The organism is Bacillus sp. KS1 (assembly GCF_020075515.1).
In the GTDB taxonomy this organism is placed as follows: domain Bacteria; phylum Bacillota; class Bacilli; order Bacillales; family Bacillaceae; genus Bacillus; species Bacillus velezensis.
On the sequence record NZ_JACAWW010000022.1, the window covers coordinates 1 to 26,379 of the forward strand.

The window sequence follows — 26,379 nt, forward strand, 5'->3', positions numbered from 1 at the left end:
CTCAAAGCGGCGCCGTTCCGTGGAAAGACGAAGGGGTCTACCTCCTCACCGGGGGAGCGGGCGGCATCGGCCTGATTTTCGCTGAAGAAATAGCCTCCCGCGTCAAAAACGCCGTCCTCGTATTAACGGGGAGGGCAGAAGTGCTTGATGAAGAGCGCTCCGCCCGCTTACGGCGCTTGGCAGCGACGGGTGCCCGCGTACTGTATAAACCGGTTGATGTGACAGATAGGGCAGCGGTCATCGCCCTCGTCCGCGGCATACAGGAGGAGCATGGAACACTCGACGGGATCATTCACGGCGCCGGTGTGATCGCCGACAATTACATTCTGAACCAGACAGAAAACGAACGGAAGACCGTCATGGCGCCGAAAGTGAAAGGGCTTATCAATCTTGATGAAGCAGCGAAAGATGTGCGGCTGGACTTTTTCATTCTGTTTTCTTCCTTGGCGGGAGGCATGGGAAATCCGGGGCAGGCCGGTTATGCGGCAGCCAACGCATTTATGGATGTTTATGCAGCCCGCCGGAACCGTCTCGTGCGGGACAACGAGCGGAGCGGGCAGACCCTGTCTGTCAACTGGCCGCTTTGGGAAGAGGGCGGTATGCGCGTGGACAAAGAGACAGAGCGGTTGATGTATGAACAGACCGGAATAAAAGCCATGCGATCGGCCTCAGGCATCCAGGCGCTTTACGCCGCTTTTGCCTCCGGTGGCCACCAGGTCATGGTGGCAGAAGGAGACGAAAAGCGGATTCGCAGGCATATTTTCGACCTGCGTGAAGAACAAAGCGCCGCCGGACAGGCTCCGGCAGCGGCAGATGCAGCAGATCTGAAAGATCGGGTTCAAGAGAAACTAAAACGGCATGTATCAGATCTTTTAAAGGTAAGCATGAAAGATATTGAGGCTGACAGCGAACTGACGGAATACGGATTTGATTCAATCATCTTCACTGAATTTACAAACTTACTAAATCGGTCTTATCAGCTTGAGCTCAGCCCGACTATCTTTTTTGAATTTCCGACATTGCGCAAACTGAGCGGTCATTTGATATCTGAATGGAAAGAAGCATTCAGCGGCTTAGAAAGAGAGAGTTTAAAAACCGCTCCAAAAGCCGGGATAAGAAAAGCTGAAACTCCGGCGGCCGTTCATGTCAAGCGGGAAACGCCCGTATCCGTAAAAGGAAAATCAGAAGAAAAAACCGAACCGATAGCCATTATCGGAATCAGCGGTATTTTTCCGCAGGCGAAAGACATAGATGAATTCTGGACACGTTTACAAAAAGGGGAGCATTGCATCACAGAAATTCCCCGAGATCGTTGGGATTGGCGCGAATATTACGGCGATCCGGCAGCGGATGCAAATAAAACGTCAATTAAATGGGGCGGTTTTATAGATGGAATCGCCGGGTTTGACCCGCTGTTTTTCGGGATATCTCCGAAAGAAGCTGAAATGATGGATCCTCAGCAGCGTCTATTAATGATGTATGTGTGGAAAGCCATTGAAGACGCGGGGTACTCAGCAAAACAGATTGCCGGAACAAAAACCGGCATTTTCACCGGCACATTGGGAAGCGGGTATCAAACTTTAATCAATAAGGCGGGTCTTCCTGTCGAGGGGTACACGATGACCGGAATCGTGCCGTCCGTCGGGCCGAACCGGATGAGTTATTTTCTTGATATCCACGGGCCGAGCGAGCCGGTAGAAACCGCTTGTTCAAGCTCTTTAGTCGCCATTCACCGCGCGGTAAAAGCCATTGAAACGGGAGATTGTGATATGGCGGTCGCAGGGGGCGTCAACACGATCGTCACGCCTGAAGGGCATATCGGTTTTCAAAAAGCAGGCATGCTCAGTGAAGACGGGCGCTGCAAAACATTTTCCGATCAGGCTGACGGTTATGTCAGAGGAGAGGGTGCCGGCATGATTGTCTTGAAAAAGCTTTCAGAGGCTGAGCGTGACAGGGATCACATCTACGGCCTCATCCGCGGTACAGCGGAAAATCACGGCGGACGCTCAGCGTCACTTACCGCGCCGAATCCGCAGGCTCAGACGGATGTGCTGAAAAGCGCTTATCAAAAAGCCGGTATTCACCCGTCAACGATCACTTATATAGAAGCGCACGGAACAGGGACGGCACTCGGCGATCCGATTGAAATCAATGCATTGAAAAAAGCTTTCCAAACAGACGGGGCTCCGGGCGGATATTGCGGGATAGGCTCAGTGAAGACAAATATCGGACATTTGGAGCTCGCAGCAGGTATTGCGGGCGTTATCAAAGTATTGATGCAGCTGAAACATCGGACGCTCGCCAAAAGTCTGCATTGCGAGAACATCAATCCCCATATCAAATTGAAGGACAGCCCGTTTTACATTGTGACAGAAACAAAGGAGTGGGAAGCGCTGCGTGATGAAAACGGCCGGGTCCTGCCCCGCCGGGCGGGTGTAAGCTCATTCGGTTTCGGAGGTGTCAATGCGCATATCGTTATTGAAGAATACATGGGCAAAAGTGAGACGGAACAGCAGGAAACCCCTGAGAAAGCGTCATCTCTTTTTGTTTTGTCGGCTAAAAATGAAGAGCGGCTGAAAGAAAGAGCGCGTCTCCTTCGCGATTTTATCCAAAACGGATCATCCCGCCATATCGATCTTGCAGATGCCGCATACACACTGCAGACCGGACGGGATGCGATGGAAGCGAGGCTGGGAATCATTGCAGGCTCCGCAGAGGAACTGACTGAAAAACTGAACGCGTTTCTATTGGGAAAAAACAGCGAAGATATCATCAGCGGCCGTAAAAAACGCGAGAATAACACGATCTCCATGTTCTCAGACGATGAAGACGCTGCTGACCTGGTCAGCGCCTGGCTTGAGAAAAAGAAATACAGGAAAGTGCTACGGCTCTGGGCAAACGGATTTGACACGGATTGGGAGCATCTGTATACGGACAGTAAGCCGCGCCGCATCAGCCTGCCCTCCTATCCGTTCAGAGCCGACCGCTATTGGGTGCCGAAACGGGAGCAGCTGCCGCTTTCGAATCAAAAAACAGTATTATTGCAAAAAACATGGGAGCCTTGCGAGGCAGTGTCTTCATCCGAGCCGTTCAACAGCAAAATAGCGCTCATCGTCTCCGAGGATACAAAAGACCTTGCCGCCGAGGTGAAAAAACAGCTGAATGATGCTGACATTGTGCAGGAAAATCAGCTCATCTCTTTCTTACAGGATCCGAATGCGGCCATCTATTCGGGGTTTATTGACTTCACCGGCTGCGGCTCCCGACAAAAGCGGCAGGACATCAGCTGGGTGGCATCGCTGCAGCAGCTGATTGAATACGGCCGCGGACAAGAAAACATAAAAATGCTTTATCTTACAAAAGGGCTTGAATCCTTCAAAAATAAGGCGGCCGCTATGCATGGTATTGAAAAAGCGGGGCTTTATCGCATGCTGCGGCATGAATACAGCCATATTCTCACCTGTCACGCCGATATTGATCATGAAGAGCCGCTGGAGCAGACAGCCGCTTTTATTAAACAAGAAATTGAATCAGACTTTACAGAATCTGCTGTTTGCTGCAGGGACGGCATGCGCTTCAGCTATGTTCTTCGGCAGACTGATCAGATTGAACCAGAAGCCGTGCAAACAGACCGGACTGCGTTTCCAAAAGACGCCGTCCTGATGATAACCGGAGGAACGCGCGGACTCGGCGCTTTATGCGCCAAGCATTTCGTTTCCGCATACGGTGTGAAGAAACTGCTTTTGACAGGCAGAAAGGAGCTGCCGCCGAAAACCGAGTGGGATCTTGAGCAAACAGACCCTGTCGTTTCGGAAAAAATACAGCTTATCCGGCAGCTGGAATCACAAGGCGTAAAAGTGTGCGTCTCAGCAGTTGATCTGACGGATAAGCAGGCAGTCGGACGGCTTATAAAAGAGGTAACCTCAACGCTCGGACCTGTCGGAGGCATTCTGCATTGCGCGGGAATTGCGGACCGTGAAAACCCTGCTTTTCTCCGCAAATCCAAAGACAGTATCGCGCGGGTGCTCGCCCCGAAAGCAGACGGCCTTCACAGTCTGTATGAGAGTGTAAAGGATGATGCGCCGGCATTTTTCGTCCTGTTTTCATCTGTCTCGGCAGCCGTCCCGATTCTTGCGGCGGGACAGAGCGATTATGCGATGGCTAATTCTTACATGGACTATTTTGCAGAAAACAATGAGAGCGGCATCATCAGCATACAATGGCCGGCATGGGATGAGACGGGCATGAGCAGGGATACAAAAAGCGGGATTTATGAGCAAACGGGATTGCTGCGGCATTCTGACGCGGAAGGTCTCAAGATGCTTGATTACATTTTAAGAGAAAGACCCGGAGCTGTCGTGCTGCCGGCACAAGTGAAACATGATTGGGACATCAAAGCGCTGGAAAACGCCAAGCCAGCCGCCCATAAAGGAATGAAAGCATCTTCCAAACCTCCTGAAACAAAAAAACGGGAACATAACCGGATTGATATTCAATCTTGGCTGAGGTCGCTTTTGGCAAAAGAGCTGAGTATCGATGAAACGCATATGGATATCGATGTGCCTTTTCAGGAATACGGAATGGATTCAATCTTTCTGGCGCAAGTACTGACAAAGATTGATCAAAAACTGCCGTCCGTTTCAATTGATCCGACTGTCCTTCTGGAACACCCTACCATAGAACAGCTCGCGGATTATTTAGCCGCACATTGTCCGGAAGCTTTTTCGGCAGATGCAGCAGTTTCCGCGGAGAAGGTTCCTTTGCAGAAGACGCCGAAACGGAGCAAAAAAACGGCAGATAAGCCTGAGAAACGGGGAAAGGTTGCGATCATCGGCATGGCCTGTCATTTTCCGAAAGCGGGGGATATAAAAGAATTTTGGAAGAATCTCCGCAGCGGAACGGATGCCGTCACTGAAGTTCCGCCGGACAGATGGAACGCCGGGGAACACTATCAGCCGGGTGAATATCAAGAGGGAAAAAGCATCAGTAAATGGGGCGGTTTTATTCACGATATTGATCAATTTGACCCGGAGTATTTTAATATTTCAGAAACGCTGGCACCGATGATAGACCCGCTGCAAAGGCAGTGGCTCGAAGTGAGCGCGGAAGCTTTGGCCGATGCCGGTTATCAAAAAGAGGATCTCTGGGGCCGCCGTATCGGCGTTTTTGCCGGTGCAAGGGCAGGTGCGTTTCATCAGAAATTTCAATATTTGCAAAAAGACGCGATTATTGGCGCGGGGCAAAATTTTATTACCGCACATATGGCGCACATTTATAACTTTACAGGGCCCAACCTGGTCGTAGATACGGCCTGCTCCAGTTCGCTGACGGCAATTCATTTGGCCGTGCAGGCAATTCAAAATGGAGAAGCGGAAGCGGCCTTTGCGGGCGGGGTTGACATTTTGCTTGATGAAAAACCTTTTCTCACAATGAGCGCGGCGAGAATCTTATCGCCAAACGGCCGTTCAAAATCTTTCGATGCCGATGCGAACGGAACAGGAATCGGAGAGGGCTGCGGTGTGCTGATGCTGAAGCCGCTCGAAAAAGCGATAGAAGACGAAGATAAAATATACGGCGTTATTGACGGCTCTGCGATAAATAATGACGGCAGCACAATGGGGGTGACGACGCCGAATCCCCGGGCGCAGCAGGACTTGATTGAGCAGGCGGTTCACTCAGCGGAAATCGAGCCGGACACCATGACATACGTAGAGACGCACGGAACCGGTACATTGATCGGCGACCCTATTGAATTAAAGGGATTAACCAATGTCTTGTCTGCTTATTCCGATGAAAAACAATTTTGCGGTGTAGGAAGCGTCAAAAGCAATATCGGCCACTTGCTGAGTGCGGCGGGCGCGGCGGGAATCATCAAAGTTTTGCTGGCGATTGCCAATGAAGAACTGCCGCCGACTTTGCATTGCCATAAACCGAACCCCCGCTTTCAATTTAATGATTCACCGCTTTATCCTGTGCTTGAGCTGAAGCGGTGGAACGGAAAGAAAGAGATACTCAGGGCCGGGGTCAGCGCGTTTGGTTTGGGCGGGAATAACGCCCATATCATTGTCAGCAACGAAGGAATTCCGAAAGAGCGAAAAGCGGCCATGGAACCGAAAGGCGGCCAGACAGTATACCGAAAACAGCGGTATTGGCCTGAAAAAGCACAGTTGCCCGAAGCGGAAGAAAATGAGGCGGGCACAGAAGCAATGTTTGAAATAAGCGAGGTGTGATAGATTGGCAGTTGCCACCGATCAAGTCAAAACGTTCCTGCAGAAAATCAGCCATACGAATTATATCGTCCGGGATCATCGCGTTCATCAAATCCGCGTTCTCCCGGGCGTGACTTTAATAGATATGCTGTATCGGCTCGCCGCCGGGTACCTCGGTGAACGGCCTATAGAATTAAGACAGATTATTTTTAAGCAGCCTGTTGTAACATCTGAAGAGTTTGATAAACACCTGTATGTGACCTTTACGCCGGCGCGTGACAGCTGGAAAGTTGAGATCACTAGCGAAAAAGCAAAAAATGGCACACCGCTTGGCGGAAACCGGGATGAGAATATGGAATGCCAGCTTTATTTGCAAGAAGACACGCCCCGGGCAAAAGAACTGAATATTGAAGCGTTCATGAAAAACGCAAGCCGAAAATGGGACATGCATGACATTTACGGAATTGCAAGAAGAAGCCATATTGAACATGGCGAGTTTATGAAAAATGAAGGGGCCGTTTATCAGCTTCAGGATAAAGAAGAATTAATGGAGCTCACTCTGAGTGATTTGGCTGAAGGATTCCGGGAGAAATTTAAGGCGCATCCGGCTTTTTTAGATGCGTCCACCCTTGCCGGCTCTTCCTTTGCATTGTCGGCCCAAAAGCAAAATGACACACCTTATATTCCTTTTATGATCAATCGTTTTTGCATGTATCAGCCGTTTCCGAAAACGATTTACACTTATTCTGCGAAAAACAGCCGCACTGAAAGCGGCGTATCAGACAGCGAACCTGATGTTTATTCGGCCGACTTCACGATTTACGACAGAGCAGGGAACGTATTGGCCGAATGTGAGAAACTGACAGTAAAAAGGGTCAGACAAGCGAATATGATTACCCATCTGATAGACAAAGAGAAGCCGCCTCAGCAGAACAGAAGCGGCCGTGGAGAGCTCGAAAGTCCTGTGGCCGCAGAAGACGTGCCTGAACAGCAAACGCCGGAACAAAACATGGTGACTTACATAAAGTCGGAAATCGCCAGGCTGATCAATCGTCCGGCACAGGATATTGATGTGAGGAAAGGCTTTTATGATATGGGGCTTGACTCGGCGCATTTGCTGAAGCTCGTAAAGATATTAGAGCAGACTTTTCAGCAGCAGTTTTATCCGACACTGCTTTTTGAATATTCATCTGTCCGCCGCCTTGCGGATTACCTTATCAATGAAGCGGGCAGTGTGCTGAAAGATTCGGCCGAAGAACGGCATACATCAGATGCTGACATCGCTGATGAGGTTCTGTTTTTTGAACCCGTCTGGAAAGGTCATCCGCTGGAAACGGCGGTGCAGAACGGGCAAAAACACACCCGTCATCTCATTATCGCTGCCGATGCAGAACCCCGTCTCACCGGTGAACTCGGCGCACATTGCCCGGAAGCGGAAGTGATAGAACTGAAAAGGGAGCATGAGATTGCAGATGAGCAGTTTGAAGCAGATGCCGAGCGCATATTTCGTATGCTCAAACGGGAACTGACAGACCATCCGAAAGAACATACATTGATTCAGCTTGTATGCGCCGTTGAGAATGGAGCGGCATTTTCTTCCGCTTTCGGGGCTATGCTGAAAACGGCACATCTTGAAAATCCGGCTCTTCGCACTCAGGTGATCACCTTCTGTGACAAGAATGAGAGATTGCCCAGTGAGACGGCCGCAATGATAAGAACTGAAGCAGACTGCTCTTATGCAGGCTGCGCAGACATTCGGTACAAAGACAATATGCGGCAGATCAGATTGTTCGAACGTATTGAGAAACTGGACGGGCAGACACAGTCTCCTTGGAAACAAAACGGCGTATATGTCATTACAGGAGGTCTCGGCGGTCTTGGATTTCTGCTTGCCCGTCACCTTGCAGAAAAGGAAAAGGTGAAGCTCGCACTCATCGGCCGTTCGCCGGAACAGTCTGAGAAGATCAGCAGACTGAAAGCATTGGGCGCAGAAGTTCTTTACGTTCAAGCGGACATCGGCAATAAAGCCGAAACAGAGCGGGCATTTGCTCAGATTACAGAAACCTTCGGCCGGCTGACGGGTATTTTTCATTGTGCCGGTGTTTTAAAAGATCAATTTATCATCCAAAAAGACAGTTCTGACTTGAAGCAGGTGTTCCTGCCGAAAATCAGCGGCCTGATTCATGCCGACGAAGCTTCACGGCATGAACCGCTTGAATTTTTCGCCGTATTTTCCTCATTCTCGGCGTTGGCCGGAAATGCGGGCCAGACAGATTATGCCGCAGCGAACGCTTTTATGGATGAATATATGAAATATCGCGATTGCAAAGCGGAAAAAGGCGAACGGACCGGGGCTTCTATGACGATCAACTGGCCGCTTTGGGAAGATGGCGGCATGCAGGTTGACAGCTTGATGAAAGAGATCATGAATGATGCAACCGGCACCAGCCCGCTTCCGGCCGGGGAAGGGATGGCTTCACTTGAATATATGCTGCGTCTCGGCAAGCTGCAATCTGTTATTTTATACGGGAAGGAGCCCGCTGTAACTGAAAGCATGGGCCGATTGGGTCCAAAGGGAGACAAGAACGGATCTTCATTATCCAACGCAGCTGTCAAGAGAAGAAGCCGAAAACAAGAGAGACACACAGAAAAGCACGATATTGCGGTAATCGGATTGGCGGGAAGATACCCGCAGGCGGGAAGCATCGATGAATTTTACAAAAATATGCGCTCAGGTAAAGACTGTATCACAACAATGCCGAAAGACAGATGGAAAGGTTATTCTTTCTCATATGAAGCAGATCAGTTCTACCGTTACGGAGGATTTTTAGATCGCATAGACAGCTTTGATCCGCTGTTTTTCAATCTGACTCCGCGCCAGGCTGAAATGATGGACCCGCAGGCGCGGCTGTTTTTAGAGACGGCTTGGGAAGCTTGTGAAGATGCCGGTTTTTATCAGGACAGAACGGCGCGCGGGCCATCTTTCCAAAAGAGAAAACGCGTCGGGGTATTCGCAGGTGTGTTTTGGAGCCATTATGAGCTGTTCGGGGCTGAAATTACACAGCGGGGCACACCGCTGTCTATGGGCGTGACGCCTGCCTCTGTTCCGAATATTGTGTCTCACTGCCTGAACTTTACAGGACCGTCAATGGCTGTTGATACGATGTGCTCTTCTTCGCTCACATCCATACATTTGGCATGTGAAAGCATAAAAAGGGGGGAGTGCGAATTTGCCATTGCCGGCGGTGTGAATGCGGTCACACACCCGCATAAATATGCGTTTTTGGCGAATGCCGGATTTCTGTCTTCAGAAGGCGTCTGCAAAAGCTTCGCCGACGGCGGTGACGGCTATGTGCCGGGAGAAGGCGTCGGCGCGGTGTTACTGACAACCGTTCAAGAAGCGGAAAGAATGGGCTGTCCGATATATGGCGTCATAAAAGGCTCCGCTTTAAACCATGTCGGAAAAACATCCGGTTTGACCGTGCCTGATCCGGCATCACAGGCGGAAGTCATTACAGATTCTTTTCAGAGTGCCGGCATTGATCCGGAGACACTGAGCTATATTGAAGCCCACGGAACAGGCACGTCTTTGGGTGATCCGATTGAAATTGAAGGGCTGAGCCGCGCTTTCCGCAAATGGACAAACAAGAAGCGGTTTTGCGCCATCGGCTCTGCCAAATCAAATATCGGCCATTTAGAAGGAGCCGCCGGGATCGCCGGGTTAACAAAGGTGCTTTTGCAGCTGAAGCATGGAGAAATCTTTCCGTCATTGCACACGGACACGCTGAATCCCCATATTCCGTTTCCGGACACGCCGTTTTATGTGGCGGACCGGCTGGAAGAATGGGAACGTCCGTCACATTCTGACCAGCCGAGAAGAGCGGGTTTAAGTTCTTTTGGCGCCAGCGGGAGCAATGCCCATTTTGTCATAGAAGAATATCTGCCGCCGCAGGCTGAAAAGAAATCGGTAAATATACGGGAAGACGAGCCGGTTCTGTTTCTGCTTTCGGCAAAAAATGAAGAACGCCTATTAGAATATGTCAAACGGTATGACCGCTTTTTACGGGAAAAAGAAGTCAACCTTAAAGACCTGGCCTACACGCTTCAAACAGGCAGAGAAGCGATGCCTGAACGGCTGGCATTGATCGTTACATCCGTTTGCGGCCTGCAAGCGAAACTGAAGGATGTGCTTGAACGGAAAACAGAAATTGAAGGGTGTTTCCGCGGACGTGCTCAAGATGATATTTCATCAGCAGGGATGGCCGGGCTGCTGAAAAACAGGCAATATTCCAGATTGCTCACTGAGTGGGCAAAAGGAGCCGCCGTTGACTGGAGCCTGTTATACGAAGGAGAGAAACCGAAACGGGTCAGCCTTCCTGTATATCCGTTCGCGAAGGAGCGGTATTGGGTGCCTGTGCCCGCGGATATCCGGAAACAGACAGACGAACCGGCGGAAAACCAAAAGATCATTCTTCAAAAAGACTGGAAGCAGCAAGATCCGGCGGAATCTGAAGCATTATCAGGAACAGTAATGATACTTGCAACTGATAAGACGCGTCGATTGGCCGATGCTCTTTTTAAAGGAAACAGCCATATTGAAACGATCTGCTTCATCCATCAGGCAAAAGACGGCGCCGATTATTACGCCGCCGCATCGGGGCGAAACCTTTACGGCAGAGTGCGGGAGTCTCTTCAAAACAAACAGATACTCGGGGTCGTCGACATAACCGCATATGACGCGGAATATGAACGGCAGGAAGAGATAGAACACGGAAAGCTTGCCTTTTTACAGCAGGCTCTTGAATCATTCCGTCATAGCGGCGCTGTGTTCAGCCAAGTGACACACCGCCTCCAGCCTTTCAAGGAAAGTAAACCTCTGATGCAAGGGGCGAAAACGGCGGGGCTGTACCGGATGCTGGGCGCTGAGTATGCCAACATTCATTCTTTTACGATAGATAGCGATTGTGAGATTGAGCATACAGAAGAATTAAGCAGACAGATTGAGACTGAATTTTTACAGCCGCGGGCCAAAAGCGTCAGTGAATGCTGCTACAGGCTGAATCGTCGTTATGTGCCGTTTCTGAAGCAGGGTATGAATGTTTCGGCGGCGCCTGAGTTTTCCTATTCGTCTGATGATGTGCTGTTAATAACGGGCGGATCGCGCGGGATCGGCGCAATTGCGGCGGAGCATGCCGTTTCACGCGGATGCAGGAAACTGGTCATCATGGGGCGGGAGCCGCTTCCCGATTCCTCAAAGTGGGCAGACATGAAAAAGGATGGCATTCTCCCGGAAAAAGCCGAGCGGATGCAGAGGTTAGCCGAGCAGGGCGCGGAGATCCGCTATTACAGCGTTTCTCTTACGGATCAAAAGGGGCTCCGGAAAATGACGGACAGTATCCGCGGCACGATGGGATCGATTACCGGCGTTTTTCATTGCGCGGGTTCAATGGGAGAACACCCCGCTTTTTATAACAAAACCGAAACTGAAATCGAGAGCGTTTGCACGCCGAAAGTAACAGGGCTTCGCGGTCTCTATGAAGCTGTTCAGAATGAGCCGCTGTCGTTTTTTATTTTGTTCTCATCCGTTTCGGGCCTGATCCCTTCGCTTGCTGCGGGGCAAAGTGACTACGCGATGGCTAATTCGTTTATGGACTCTTTTGCAAATCATCAAGCAGGTAAAGGAAACGTGTTTGTTAAAGCCGTTCAATGGCCCGTCTGGAAAGAAACCGGCATGGCTGAAGGCCTGCCGGAAACACCTGCTTATCAAAAATCAGGACTTTCCAGGCTGTCTGCCGAAGACGGACTGAAGTTTTTAGATTACATCATTTTAAACGGACAAAGCTGCGGAATTCCTTGTGTTCCAGAAGACAGTGAGGCTGATTTTGGTGATCTTCTAAGGGTGAAGAAATCTGAAGCTCCCGTGAAAAAAAGCACTGCCGGTGACCAAAAGGTGAAGGATATGATTCGTCAATGGGTGCGCACCGTCTTCAGTGAAGAACTGAAAATGACGGATGAGCAGATAAAAGATGATATGCCGTTTGATGAATACGGGATTGACTCAATACTCTTTGCGGAATTGGTTCAATCATTGCAAAAACGGATCAGCATAAAGTTAACACCTTCCTTAATGCTTCAATATCAAACGATTACAGAAATGGTTGACTATTTCGCAGCGCATCATGAAGCCGATTTTGTGACAAAAGAAAATGGTTTCGTTCAAGACAGGGACGTCCAGCCTGATTTAACCGCCGCCGCTGAAGAGAGAACATCCATAAAGCCGAAAGCGGATACCGAAGACGATATTGCCGTCGTCGGTATGTCCTGCCGTTTTCCAGGGGCGGGCGGAACGGATGCTTTTTGGGAGCTGCTGATGAAAGGAAACACCGCCATTCGGCCTGTCCCCGCATCGCGCTGGCATGCAACAGCAAATGCAAAGGATTATGCGGGGTGGATTGATGATATCGACATGTTTGATGCAGGCTTTTTCGGCATCTCTGAAAAAGACGCGGCAATTATGGACCCGCAGGCGCGGATCATATTAGAAGAAGCGGTTCATTCCGTTTATGATGCCGGGTACGGCCAAAAGGATTTATCGGGCCGGAAAGTCGGCGTGTACATCGGCGGCAGGGCGCAGCCTTCAGCCGGTATGGAACATATCCTGCAGGCGCCTAACCCGATTTTGGGGGCGGGGCAAAACTATTTGGCGGCCAACATTTCACGATTTTTGAATGTCACAGGACCGAGCCTTGTCGTGGATACAGCATGTTCCTCAGGGCTGATCGGGCTGTCCTTTGCAAAAGACGCCCTTTTGGCCGGAAGGATTGACGCGGCCTTAGTCGGTTCGGTGAGTCTGCTCTTATCTCCGTCCGCGCACCGGTTATTCGGAGCACGCCATATTTTAAATGAGAACGGCGTGTTTCATATATTCGACCGTGAATCAGCGGGAGAAGTGCTCGGAGAAGGAGCGGGGGCGGTTTTTATCAAACGATTGAGCGATGCGGTGCGGGACGGAGACCGTATTTACGGCGTCATAAAAGCCGTCTCGGTAAACAATGACGGCCGGACGCTCGGTCCCGGTTCACCGAATATAAGAGCGCAGAGAGACGCCATTCAAACTGCGCTTGACATGGCGGAAAAGTCGCCCGAAGACATTGGATATATAGAAGTGAACGGAGGCGGTTCCCCAATCGTTGATTCGGTGGAAATCAAGGCGCTCTCAGATGTCTATCAGCTGAACCGGAAAGCGCTTCTGTCCTGCCGGATCGGATCGGTGAAACCGAATGTAGGGCATTTGCTTCTGTCTTCAGGTCTTGCGGGCTTCATCCGATGTGTGCTGAGCGTCTATCATAAGCGGATTCCGCCTTTCTTATCAGCGCGTGAGCCATTTGAACATTATGACTTTGAAGCGTCGCGTATTCATTTTAATCGTGAACCCGTTGATTGGCATTCAGAGAAGAAACCCCGCGTCGCAGCTCAGAGTTCATTTCCTGACGGCGGGACAAATGCTCATATCCTCGTTGAAGAATACAGAGGTGAAAGGCAGCGGGAACATCACCGGGCGCCTCAGCCGCCGGAATTCAGAAAAAAACACTACCCCCTTTTGGGCGGCTGGAACAGCACGGAGAATGAAGCGGAAAAAACAAGTAATGAAAAAACGGACATTGCGGATCTTTTAAAGAAATATGAGAAAAAAGCAGAGACAAGCACTGCACCTGCGGACTCGTTTTGGCAGGTGACAACGTGACGTTTTTAAAAGGGGACTAACCATGAAAAAAACAGTGAATCTGCGCCTGACGGCAGAACATCCCATTATGAAAAACCATCTTGTTCACGGCGAATCTGTCATGCCTGGTCTGGCCTATATTGATATGCTGTATCAGCTGGCAAAGCAAAGCCTTGATCTTTCATTCCGTTCCATCTGTCTGAAACGGGTGACCATTTATCATCCTTTATCAGTGAAACGGTCAGAGCGGCTTGATGTGAGTGTCATATTCAGTAAAGAAAAGGAGTTCTGGACTGCCTCGATTTGCGGGGCGGATTCCGGGACGGTTTTCTTATCAGCGGAGGTGCATGAAGGGGTTTTCTCATCAGATAGGCGCCTTGACGCAGGGGAGAAAAAACAACAAGCCGCACTTCCATCAGTCTCTTTGCATACGGTTTACGAAGACGCGAGAAGCCGGGGACTGTCGCATGACGGGCTGATGAAGCCGGAAGGAGAGATCTATGCAAATGAAGAGGAATGTTTCCTTGATATTCGGCAGTCTGATTCATGCCAGGAAAATCTCCCCGGCGCTCTCTTTCACCCCGCGCTGATGGACGGTGCCGCCATGGCCTCCGGCGTATTGCAGACAGCTGCAGGCGCCGGTTTGTTTTTACCGATTTATTATGATTCGTTTATTGCCGCTGAGACCGTTACGGAGCGCTGTTACGCGGTGATTTCGAAAAAGTCCGGCACGCCGTCTGAAATGGTGAAAATGGATATTGACTTTTACAACCTCAGCGGTGCGCATATTGCTTCACTGCTCGGCCTGACAGCCAAAAAGGTGCGGACAGACCGGCAGCTGATACCAGGCGTTCAGCAGATGGAGGAAACCTTATACCGCATTTTCTCAACATACGTAGGCCGTCCTGTCACAAGAAATGATGCGCACACCGTGTTTTTTGAATTAGGCCTTGAATCGTCACAGCTTCTGGCCATTATTAAAGACATCGAAGAGGCGTTTGATCTGCGGCTGAATCCGACTCTTTTATTTGAATGCAGCAGCATATCCGAACTGCTTGAAGACATAAAAACAAAAGGAACAGATGAATCATCCGGCCTTGTCGCGAATGCAGCACCGGTCTCTGAAACGCAATCAGGGAGTCAGACATTTACTTTCTATGAACATGAAGCATTCCTTCAGGATCATCTGGTTTTCAGCAAACCGGCACTGATGGGTGTAGTGTATCCGTGTCTGGTGCTTGAAGCATCCGGAGCGTCTCATTCCGGCACGTATCCCGCCGAGCTGAAAGATATCCGTTTTACGGGCGGGCCCGTCACGCTGGAGACGGGAGAGGCCGCACATATTGACATTTCATTTGCAGCAGAAAAGAGTGCCGAACGCTTTACCGCAAGCTGCTCTGTTTCAGGTAAAGAAAGCCGGAAGACGTGTGCCGAAGGAGAAATAAGCAGAGGTATAGAGGCACCCGTGAAAAAATCATATGACATTGAACAAATGAAGTCGCATGCACAAAAGGTGGCGCCGGATGTCATTTCCCGTCTGTACGATTCGGTTGCCGGCTTCACGATAGGCCCTATGCTGAAAACGGTAACGGCGGGATACAAAATGAGTGAGAGCTCCTTTTTATTGCAGCTGGACTTATCAGGAAAAAAAGAAAAAGGCGATCTGCATCACTTTGCATTTGACCCGCTTATATTGAATTCTTGTTATATGTCGCTCGGTGAAGAAGAATTGCAGCTGAAAAAGCGGATTCACGTCCCGCTCATGATTGAGAGGCTGACGCTTTACGGACCTGTCATGTCTGATACCGTCTATGTGGTGAATACAATCAAACATAAAAAAGACGGGTTTCTCTCATTTGACGCCGCAGTCCTCAGCCATACCGGAGAACAGCTGGCGGAATTGAAAAACGCGTCTGTGAAAGAAGTGCTTCAGCCAAATCGGCTTGAAAATGCGTCTTTTGCCCCGTCCGGGAATCAAAGCCGTCAGAAAACGAAAGGAAACCCGCTGGATATTGCCATTGTCGGAATTTCCGGCAAGTATCCGCAGGCCGATGATATCAATGCGTTTTGGGAAAATCTCAAACAAGGAAAGGATTGTATTACCGAAATTCCGAAAGACCGCTGGAAATGGGAACATTACTTTTCCGAGGACCGGACGGCGCCGGGAGCGATCTACAGCAAATGGGGCGGATTCATTGACGGGATCGCCGATTTTGATCCTGAGTTCTTTAAGATTTCCCCCCGTGAAGCGGAACACCTTGATCCTCAGGAACGGCTGTTTTTAATGCATGCGTGGATGGCGATGGAGGATGCGGGATATACGAGGACATCACCTGAACTGGGCCGTCAGGTAGGTGTGTATGCCGGTGTCATGTATCAGGAATACCCGCTATTCGCGGCTGAAGCGGGAGTGAAAGGACGGCATATCGGGCTCCCCGGCGGGATTTCATCCATTGCTAACCGTGTCTCCTATTTTTGTGATTTTCAAGGGCCGAGCATTTCGGTCGATACGATGTGTTCGGGTTCTCTGACTTCATTGTACATGGCGTGCCGGGATCTGCGGGATCATCGGATTCGCGCGGCGCTTGCCGGCGGAGTGAATCTCACCGTTCATCCTAACAAGTACTTCATGCTGAGCCAAGGGCAGTTCATCTCATCTAAAGGACACTGCGGGAGTTTCGGCGCCGGGGGTGACGGCTATATTCCGGCAGAAGGAGTCGGGGTGCTGCTTCTTAAACGTTTAGAAGACGCCGTACACGACGGAGATCGGATTTACGGCGTCATTAAAGGAGCTGCCATTAATCACGGCGGAAGAGCGAGCGGTTACACCGTACCGAACCCCAAGGCGCAGAGCGAAGTCATTTCTCAAGCTTTACAGGAAGCGGGGGTATCTCCGGGCCAGATCAGCTATGTGGAAGCGCACGGGACAGGGACAAAATTAGGCGATCCGATTGAAATCCGGGCTTTAACCGATGCATTCGGTGATGTTCCTGAAACATGTCTCATCGGGTCTGTCAAATCAAATATCGGTCATGGGGAATCAGCAGCAGGCATCGCCGCTGTCACAAAAGTGCTGTTGCAGATGAAGCACAAACAAATCGCCCCATCTTTGCATGCGGATGTTTTAAATCCGAATATCCAATTTGACGAAGGGCCGTTTTCCGTCTGCCGGGAATTAACAGATTGGAAACGGATTTCAGCAGACGGAGAAGAACAGCCGCTCAGGGCGGGGATCAGCAGCTTTGGTGCGGGCGGTTCTAACGCGCATATCATTATTGAAGAATATGAGGCTCCTGTCAAACAAACAATCAGCAGCCAAGAGCCGGCTGTCATTCTGCTGTCTGCGAAAAATGGGGAGCGTCTGACAGAATATGCGGAGCGCCTTCTTGCTTTTCTTCAAAAGAAGCATACGGATAAGCCGGACTTATTTGATGTCGCGTACACTTTACAAGCGGGGCGGGAAGCGATGGATGAGCGGCTGGCTCTCATTGCGGACTCCCTTAAGGAGCTGGAGGACAAGCTCAGATCGTACTTGGAAAATGAAAACGCACCGCATCTTTACAGGGGGCGGGCGAAGCGAAATCATGAGACAGTTGCTGTGTTTGAATCTGATGAAGATTTGCAGGAAGCCATGGTCAAATGGCTGAAAAAGAGAAAGTACGGTCATTTGCTGAACATGTGGGTGCAGGGAGTCGATGTGGACTGGAACTTGTTATATTCGGGACGAAAACCCCGGAGAATCAGCCTTCCCGCCTATCCGTTTGCAAAGGTCAGATGCTGGATTCAAGATGAAGCCGAGGCGGTTTCAAAAAGGGATGACGGCAAAACGGTGATCCATCCGCTGCTTCATGAAAACACATCCGATCTGTGGGAGCTGAAATTCACATCCGTTTTTACCGGACGGGAATTCTTTTTCACTGATCACACAGTCAATGGGGAGAAGGTGCTCCCGGGAGCCGCCGTGATCGAAATGGCCAGGGCGGCCGTTGAGCGTGCCGCATGCGCTGTGCCGGACGGACGTAAAGGACTGTATTTGAAAGATCTCATATGGATGAGGCCTGTCGTTCATAAGGGGACGGATGTAGAAGTCCATATCAGCCTTATCCTTAAGGAAAATGAAGACATTGAATTTACGATTTACAGCCTATCGGAAGAACCCGGGGGAGAACGGATTTTATACAGTAAAGGCACCGCGGTATCAGGAGAGATAGCAGCGGTTCCGTCAGTTCACTTAGAGGGCTGGCTGTCCGGCTGCAGCCAATCGGTTATGACGTCTGATGAGGTTTATCAGGCTTTCCGGCATGCGGGTATGATATACGGGCCGAGCCATCAAGGAATTAATCAGCTGATGATCGGAGAGAGGGGCGCTGCAGCCCGGCTGTCGCTGCCGGAATCGGCAGACAGTACCGCCGATCAGTTTGTCATCCACCCGAGTCTTTTAGATGCCGCGTTTCAGGCGTCATTGGGTGCCGGTTCAGATACTGCCGGAGACACTCCGATGCTGCCGTTTTCCCTGAGGCAGGCAGAAATATTTCAGCCGACTCAGAAAACGATGTGGGCGCTTGTCCGCAAACAGAGCGATCGGTCAGATAACGGAGCGCTGACGCTGGATATTGATTTATGTGATGAAAACGGCGCTGTTTGTATGAGATTGACAGGCTTCTCCTGCCGGGCTGTCCGGCAGACAAACCAAACCGAAAACAAACGGCAGGAAGTTCAGACGGCGATGCTTGCCCCTGTTTGGGACAAAACTTTCTTTTCCCTGGAAGAAAATCGAGCGGTTGATCAGGAACAATTGCTGATCATCGGAAAGCCGGGAAATACCATAAAGGCCGCGGCAAAAATGTGGCCCCGCGCCCATCTGGCGGAGACGCCGGATCATTCAAGCGAGCAAACATTACGTGAATTGACAGCCGGATATCAGGATATCCGCCATTTCTTATGGATTGCGCCGGATCGTTTCGCACCCGCATCCGTCAGTCAGGAAATGCTTGATGAGCAGGAGAATGGGGTGATTCAATGTTTCCGTTTCATCAAAGCGCTGCTGTCACTCGGGTATGGAAATCGAAACATCAGCTTTACGGCGGTCACCCGGCAGACACAGTGCGTGTATCCGGGTGATCTGCCGCAGCCTGAGCATGCAGGTGTACACGGTTTGATCGGTTCATTGGCAAAAGAATATCCGAACTGGGACATCAGGCTGATTGATGCAGAAGAAGACAGTGATTCGTCTGAAATGAAAGACATCTGGCGCCTCCCTCCAGATCCGGACGGAAATGCTGCCGCGTACCGTAACGGAGCTTGGCACAAGCAAAAAACAGTCCGGGTGCTGACAAGTTCCGCTCCGCGTATGTCGTACAGAGAAGGCGGCGTTTATGCTGTCATCGGCGGAGCGGGCGGCATCGGAGAAGCATGGAGCAAATACATGATCACCCGTTACAAGGCACGGATAATATGGATCGGCAGGCGGCCGAAGGATCAGGAGATTCAGAGCAAAATAGACAGGCTGGCGCTATCAGGCTCCGCGCCGCATTATGTACAGGCTGATGCTCAAGATGCCGCAGCGCTTAAGGCTGCCGTCCGTTCCGTAAGAGAGCAATACGGCAATATAACGGGAGTCATCCATTCCGCGATAACGCTTGTCGACAAAAGTATGGCGAATATGGATGAAGCTTCTTTCAGAAACGCTTTTTCAGCTAAGGTGAATACGAGCGTCCGAATGATCGAAGCTTTTAAGGGAGAACCGCTTGATTTTGTGCTGTTTTTCTCATCCGTTAATTCTTTCACAAAAAATGCCGGGCAAAGCAACTATGCGGCAGGGTGTACATTTCAAGACGCCTTTGCCCGCCATATCGCTTCCTTGCTTGATTGTGAAGTGAAAGTCATGAATTGGGGATATTGGGGCAGTCTGGGCGTTGTATCAGACCCGTCTTACAGAAAACGGATGGAGGCGTCAGGGATCGGTTCTATTGAACCCGATGAAGCAATGGAGGCGCTGGAAGTCTTACTATCAGAACCGTTCAGTCAAGCGGCATTCATTAAAGCTGCTCCGCACGGCTTAGCCGCGCTGACGGATCAAGATGCAATATCGGTTGTATCCGGCCCGAAGCCTTCATTTATGGAAAGCGTCAAGCGGCAAAATCCGGATCGGAATGAACGGCTTGAGACTTTAAAACGAGAAATGGAGTTGCGCATATGAACAGACTTCTTTGCAAACTGCTCTTTTACCAATTACAGTCAATCGGGTTTTTCAGCGAGCCTGTCACTACACCTGCAGCATCCATGCGGAGCGCCGGCGTGATCGGCACATACGGCAGATGGCTGGAAGAAAGCCTGAATCTATTAAAAGAAAGCGGATATATCGCGTATGACGGATACACGATCACTCTTCTCACGGATCAGCGCCCGGACGGCCGCACAGTCTGGAATGAGTGGAATGCCCATAAACGCCTGCTTCCCAATGGGGAGCTTGCGCAAGCTGAATTGGCTGAGGCGACGATAAAAGCGATGCCTTCCATTTTAAAAGGAGAACGTCCGGCTACGGATATCGTATTTCCCGATTCATCAATGCGGCTCGTTGAAGGTGTTTATAAGCATAATCCGGTTGCGGATTATTTTAATGAAGTGTTAGCAGATTCCGCGGCCGCTTACCTGAAAGCCTATCTTACAGAACACCCCGATGCCCGTATCAGGCTGATAGAAGTAGGGGCCGGGACGGGCGGAACGAGCGCCATGCTGTTTACAAAACTGCAACCATTTGCAAAACAGATTGCGGAATATTGTTATACGGACGTTTCTAAAGCTTTTTTAATGCATGCCGAACAGGAATATGGACCTGATGTGCCGTATTTGACAACAGCCTTGTTTAATGCGGAGGAGCCTTGCGAATCACAAAATATCAAAACGGGTGTTTACGATATTGTCATCGCCGCCAATGTGCTTCACGCCACAAAAAATATCGGTTTGACACTGCGCCGTCTGAAAGCGCTCCTGAAATACAACGGGATGATTCTGATAAACGAAATCAGCGATCGTTCTGTTTTTACCCATTTAACCTTCGGGCTGCTTGACGGCTGGTGGTCCTGTGAGGATGCTGAGCTTCGGATTCCGGGAAGTCCCGGCTTATATCCAAAATCGTGGGAGCGTGTGCTGCATTCGGAAGGATACAGAGCGGTTTGTTTCCCTGCTGAAACGGCTCATGATTTAGGTCAGCAGATTATCGCAGCTGAGAGTGACGGACTCGTCCGGATGCAAGGGATCAGAGACGGCAGAAAGCCATACGCCGTCCCGGCCGAAGTTTTCCGAAAGCCCGCACAGCCTGTTTCCCGCAGCCGCGCCCCAGAGGAGCATCAAGCTGTTAAGGCTGATGGGGAATCGGTCGCTTCCCATGTCCGCTCAGTCATCAAAACAAGTATTGCCGATGTATTAAAAATGAAAGAAGAGGATATTCAGGAAGAACTGAATTTCTCTGAATACGGCATTGATTCCATTTTGGCCGTCAATGTGATTAATGAGATTAATAAGCGTTTGAATCTTACACTGCAGACAACGATTTTATTTGATTACTATCATGTGAAACTGCTGACCGGTTATATCTCGGAAGAATACGAAACCATCATAGCCTCTTCTCTGGAGACCGAAAGAGCGAAAATCCGCCCGGCGCTTCAGGAAGAACGGCCTGCTGAAAAACCTCTGCAGACGGAAAGAAAGGAAAACGGTTATCAGAAACCGAAACAAGAACGTATCCCGCCTTCTTTCGCAAAGTCCGATGACTCGGGAATGTTCCGGGTTGTGATTGACCGTCCGGGCGGCATTGAAGATCTGACGATCGCCCGCAGTGAAGTGCCCGAGACAAAAGATGACGAAGTTCAAATAGCCGTCCGCGCCTTTTCTTTAAACTTCGGAGACTTGCTTTGTGTCAGAGGGCTGTACCCGACGATGCCGCCTTATCCGTTCACTCCGGGATTTGAAGCAAGCGGCGTCGTGATCAAGACAGGGAGGCATGTAACATCTGTCATTCCAGGTGATGAAGTGATTGTCGGCATGGGAGAGGAATTTGGATCTCAGGCGAATCTCATCACATGTAAAGAACATCAAGTCTATCATAAACCGGCCCGGCTGACCTTTGAAGAAGCATGCGCTCTTCCCACCGTGGCGGTGACAATGATAGACGCCTTCCGGAAAGCCGGACTTAAAAAAGGCGAAAAAATATTAATTCAGACCGCGACGGGAGGAACGGGGCTGATCGCGGTGCAAATGGCCCGGCATATCGGCGCGGAAATATATGCCACGGCCGGATCACAGAAAAAAATTGAGTATTTGCATTCGCTCGGGGTCCACAATACCATTTGCTATTTAGAAGAAGATTTTGAAACGGAAATCATGCGAATGACCGGCGGCCGTGGGGTGGATGTTGTCATTAATACCCTGGCCGGTGATGCCATGCAAAAAGGAATGAATTGCCTGGCGCCGGGCGGAAGATATATCGAAATTGCCATGACTGCGCTGAAATCCGCTAAATCAGTCGACTTGTCCGTCCTTCATAACAATCAATCGTTTCACAGCGTGGATTTGCGGAAGCTGTCCCTTCAAAATCCGGATCAGGTCAAGGATTATCAATTGGAACTGCAGCGGCTGGCGGAAGAGGGAGTCATTCAGCCTGTCATCTCAAAAATCTTTTCCTTTGAAGACATAAAAGAAGCGTATCACTGTCTGGATGACCGCGGAAATATCGGGAAAATCGTCATCAGCGTTTCTGAGCCGTATCAAATGACGTACCGCCCCGAACAAAAGGATCCGGCCGATACAGTAAAATCAGCAGCTGTGTTACCTGAAAAAGAACCGATCGCGATTATCGGGATGAGCGGGCGGTTTGCTGAATCGGAGAATGTCCATGAGTTTTGGGAACACTTAGCCGCCGGACGGGATCTGATTAAAAAAGCAGACAGATGGGATGTCTCTGACAGCCAATGCCAGTATGGCAGTTTTATAGAGGACATTGAATGTTTTGACCCCGTTTTCTTTCATATATCGGGACGTGAAGCGACCTATATGGACCCGCAGCAGCGGCTGTTTTTGGAAGAATCATGGAAAGCGCTTGAAGATGCGGGATATGCGGGGGACTCGGTAAGAGGCCGGGAATGCGGCGTGTATGCCGGCTCCTGCGGCGGAGATTACCAGGCCATTTTTAAACAGCAGGGGCCCGCGCAGGCTTTTTGGGGCAATCACAATTCCGTCACTCCGGCAAGGATCGCCTATCATCTTAATTTACAAGGTCCGGCGATCACTGTTGATACAGCATGTTCCAGTTCGCTGACAGCCATTCATTTGGCATGTCAGGGGCTTTGGATGAAAGAAACGGAAATGGCGGTGGCGGGCGGGGTTTTCATTCAATCCACTCCCGCTTTTTATCAGTCGTCAAATAAGGCGAATATGCTGTCACCGACCGGACGCTGCCATACGTTTGATCAAAGCGCGGACGGGTTCGTGCCGGGGGAAGGCGTGGGAGCGGTGGTGCTGAAACGTCTTAGCGACGCTGTTAGTGACGGAGATCATGTGTACGGCGTCATAAAAGGCTCTGCAATGAATCAGGACGGCGCTACAAACGGAATCACCGCTCCAAGCGCGCTATCTCAAGAACGATTGGAACGGCATGTCTATGATACTTTTCACATTGATCCGGAAACCATTCAAATGGTGGAAGCTCACGGAACGGGCACTGCACTGGGCGACCCGATCGAATTTGGCGCCTTAACGCGCGCTTTCCGCCGCTATACGGATAAAAAAGGATATTGCGCCATCGGCTCTGTAAAAACCAATCTCGGACATGCCGCTGCGGCCGCGGGGATGGCCGGACTGTTTAAAATCCTGCTGTCGCTGAAGCATCGGCAGATTCCGGCTTCCCTGCATTTTCATCAAGCCAATCAGCATATTCAATTTGCGAACAGCCCGTTTTTTGTGAATGAAAAGCTGATACCGTGGGAACGGAATCCGGATGCACCGCGCAGAGCCGCCATCAGTTCATTCGGATTCAGCGGAACAAATGCCCATCTTGTGATTGAAGAGGCGCCGCAAACTGTGCGCCGGTCACCGGCAAAACCGGCCTGCCTCATTCCTTTATCTGCGCGGACGGAGCGTCAGCTGGAAATTCAGGCAGAACGCCTGCTGGATTCACTCAGCAAGAACAAAGACAGCGATCTGGGAAATATAAGTTATACGCTCCTGCTCGGCAGAAAGCATTTACATCACCGGTTTGCCTGTATCGTAAGCAGTGCGGACGAACTGAAGCGGGTATTATCGGAGTGGCTTGTAAAAAGAGAGCTTCCGGGTGTGTTTGTGTCCAATTTGAAGGATCAGAAGCCGGCAGAAGAAGCCGGAATGAAAACATTCGGAATGGAATGCATTGAACAGTGCCGCTCGGCGGCTTCGTCCGCACAGTACAGAGAAAGCCTGGCACATATCGCTGACCTTTTTTGCAGAGGGTATGATCTTCCTTTTACACGGCTTTTTGACGGAGGGCAATATTATAAAACGCCGCTTCCTGCCTACCCGTTTTTAAAAGAAAGGTATTGGGCGGCTGATGTAAACAGTTCTTTACCAGGTCAAGCCATGAAAAAGTCTGAAACGCAAACCGTTCTCCCGTCTTCGCCGCAGCCTGAACATGAAGGGCTGCTTTCTCTGACTCCTTTAACTGAGATCGAAATGAGAGCGTTTGAACCGGAGACATTGCAAAAACCGATCGTGTTACAGCCTTTGGATGGTACTGTTTCTGTCCAGCAGCCAGAAAAAGCCGTTTTCGAAGACAATAGAACATTGCTTGAAGAATTGAGGATAAGCCTGGCAGATATTTTATTTTTGTCACCGGAAGATATTGATGCTGATGAGCCTTTCATCGACATGGGGCTTGACTCCATTATCGGGGTTGAATGGATACAAACAGTAAATAAAACGCACCACACTGAGATTACTGCCAATAAGGTGTATGAACACCCGACGCTTAAGGAGCTTGCGGAATATATAGCGGGGCAAATAAAGAAACCCGAGTATGCTGAAGCGGAGGAAACAGCGGTACGTCCGCAAATCCCGGAAGCAGAAACTCCCCTTGCCGGCATCGCTGACGGCACTTTGCGCAAAGAGCTCAAAGAAAGCCTTGCGGACATCCTGTTTCTGAAGCCGGAAGATATTGATGAGCATGAGGCATTCATTGATATGGGGCTGGATTCTATTATCGGTGTGGAATGGGTTCAGTCCATTAATAAAGCCTATCAAGCGTCTATTACGGCAAACCTGGTCTATGAATATCCGACAATCGCAACATTAGCCGGGTATCTGACCGGTTCTGTCCAGAAAGACACTGAGGAAGTACATGGAGAACATACGAAACAAAACGATATATCAGAAGAGACAGATGATCAAGAACCGCCCGAGCTGATCTGTCTTAACCCGGGTGGAAAGGGAAGACCGATTTTCTGGTTTCATTCCGCGCTGGGGGCAGTGGAGCTGTACCAGCCTGTTGCCGAACGGACCGGGCGTCCTTTTTACGGAATTCAGGCAAGAGGGTGGATGACAGAACGGGAACCGATCCGCGGCATTAAAAACATGGCCGAGTATTACGTTAAGCTCATACGTACCGTGCAGCCCCGGGGTCCTTACGATGTAGGCGGCTATTCATTAGGGGGCATGCTCGCTTATGAAGTCACACGGCAATTGCAGCTGGCTGGAGAAACCGTTGAGTCAATCGTCATGCTCGACTCCTTTGACTCAGCGGGTGCGCGGGAAATAAACATTCCTGATGAATTATTTGATAAAAATATGATGCTGCAGACGGTGAACATGGCTTTATTTGCACCGATCTATCAACATCCGGAACGCATATCTAAAACCTTGATTCATCGTGATGAACTGAATGCCGATCTTCATGAAGACATATTTTTAGAGCAATTAATCGCAAAAGCCAAACAGCGGGGGTTAACGAAGACGGACACATTGGTGAAAAATCTGATCAGGCAGAATATAAATGTTCAGGACGCTTACGAAATCACTGATTACGAACTCCTGCCGCTTCCGGATCCGAACGGGGTGACATGCTATTATTTCCGAAATAAAAACGGTATTTTCTTGGGTGAGCTTGATCCGTATTTTACAATCAGGGCTGATATTTTATCCGCTGATTTCGTCAACTATTGGAGCCAGTGGGAAGAGCATATGACAAACATTGCCATCATGGATGTGGCGGTATCCAACCATATGACGTTATTGGCTGAAGACAGCGCAGTCGAAACGATTTCTGAATTTTGCGGCGTTTTATATTCGGCAGACGGAATGACAGAACACAGCTTCCTGCAGCTGCAGGAAAAGATACTGAACGTGCATGGTGAGATGCTGAAGCAGCCCGCCAAAACAAGACCGTAAATTCACATATCCGCCCGCCGGGTTTACTCGTAAGCT

4 protein-coding genes are annotated in these 26,379 nt (G+C 50.1%); all 4 read left to right on the plus strand.

The window, feature by feature from the left end; translation table 11 throughout:
* A partial coding sequence (locus HWY38_RS16675; RefSeq protein ID WP_224182230.1) for an SDR family NAD(P)-dependent oxidoreductase occupies positions 1-6,230 on the plus strand: 6,230 nt, incomplete at its 5' end.
* A 4-nt stretch (positions 6,231-6,234) separates the two neighbouring features.
* Positions 6,235-13,953 carry an SDR family NAD(P)-dependent oxidoreductase gene (locus HWY38_RS16680; protein WP_224182231.1) on the plus strand — a complete coding sequence of 2,573 codons (7,719 nt, stop codon included), beginning with the start codon at positions 6,235-6,237 and terminating at the stop codon, positions 13,951-13,953.
* A 22-nt stretch (positions 13,954-13,975) separates the two neighbouring features.
* A complete protein-coding gene (locus tag HWY38_RS16685; RefSeq protein WP_224182232.1) occupies positions 13,976-20,131 on the plus strand; it encodes a type I polyketide synthase in 6,156 nt (2,051 codons plus the stop codon).
* On the plus strand, positions 20,128-26,343 hold the full coding sequence (locus HWY38_RS16690; protein WP_224182233.1) for a beta-ketoacyl synthase N-terminal-like domain-containing protein: 6,216 nt from the start codon (positions 20,128-20,130) through the stop codon (positions 26,341-26,343). The genes HWY38_RS16685 and HWY38_RS16690 overlap by 4 nt, the downstream gene beginning before the upstream one ends.
* Positions 26,344-26,379: the final 36 nt, after the last annotated feature.

Bases quoted from the DNA above. Each gene is read 5' to 3' on its own strand.
- HWY38_RS16685 (WP_224182232.1), top strand. From the start codon at position 13,976: ATGAAAAAAACAGTGAATCTGCGCCTGACGGCAGAACATCCCATTATG.
- HWY38_RS16690 (WP_224182233.1), top strand. From the start codon at position 20,128: ATGAACAGACTTCTTTGCAAACTGCTCTTTTACCAATTACAGTCAATC.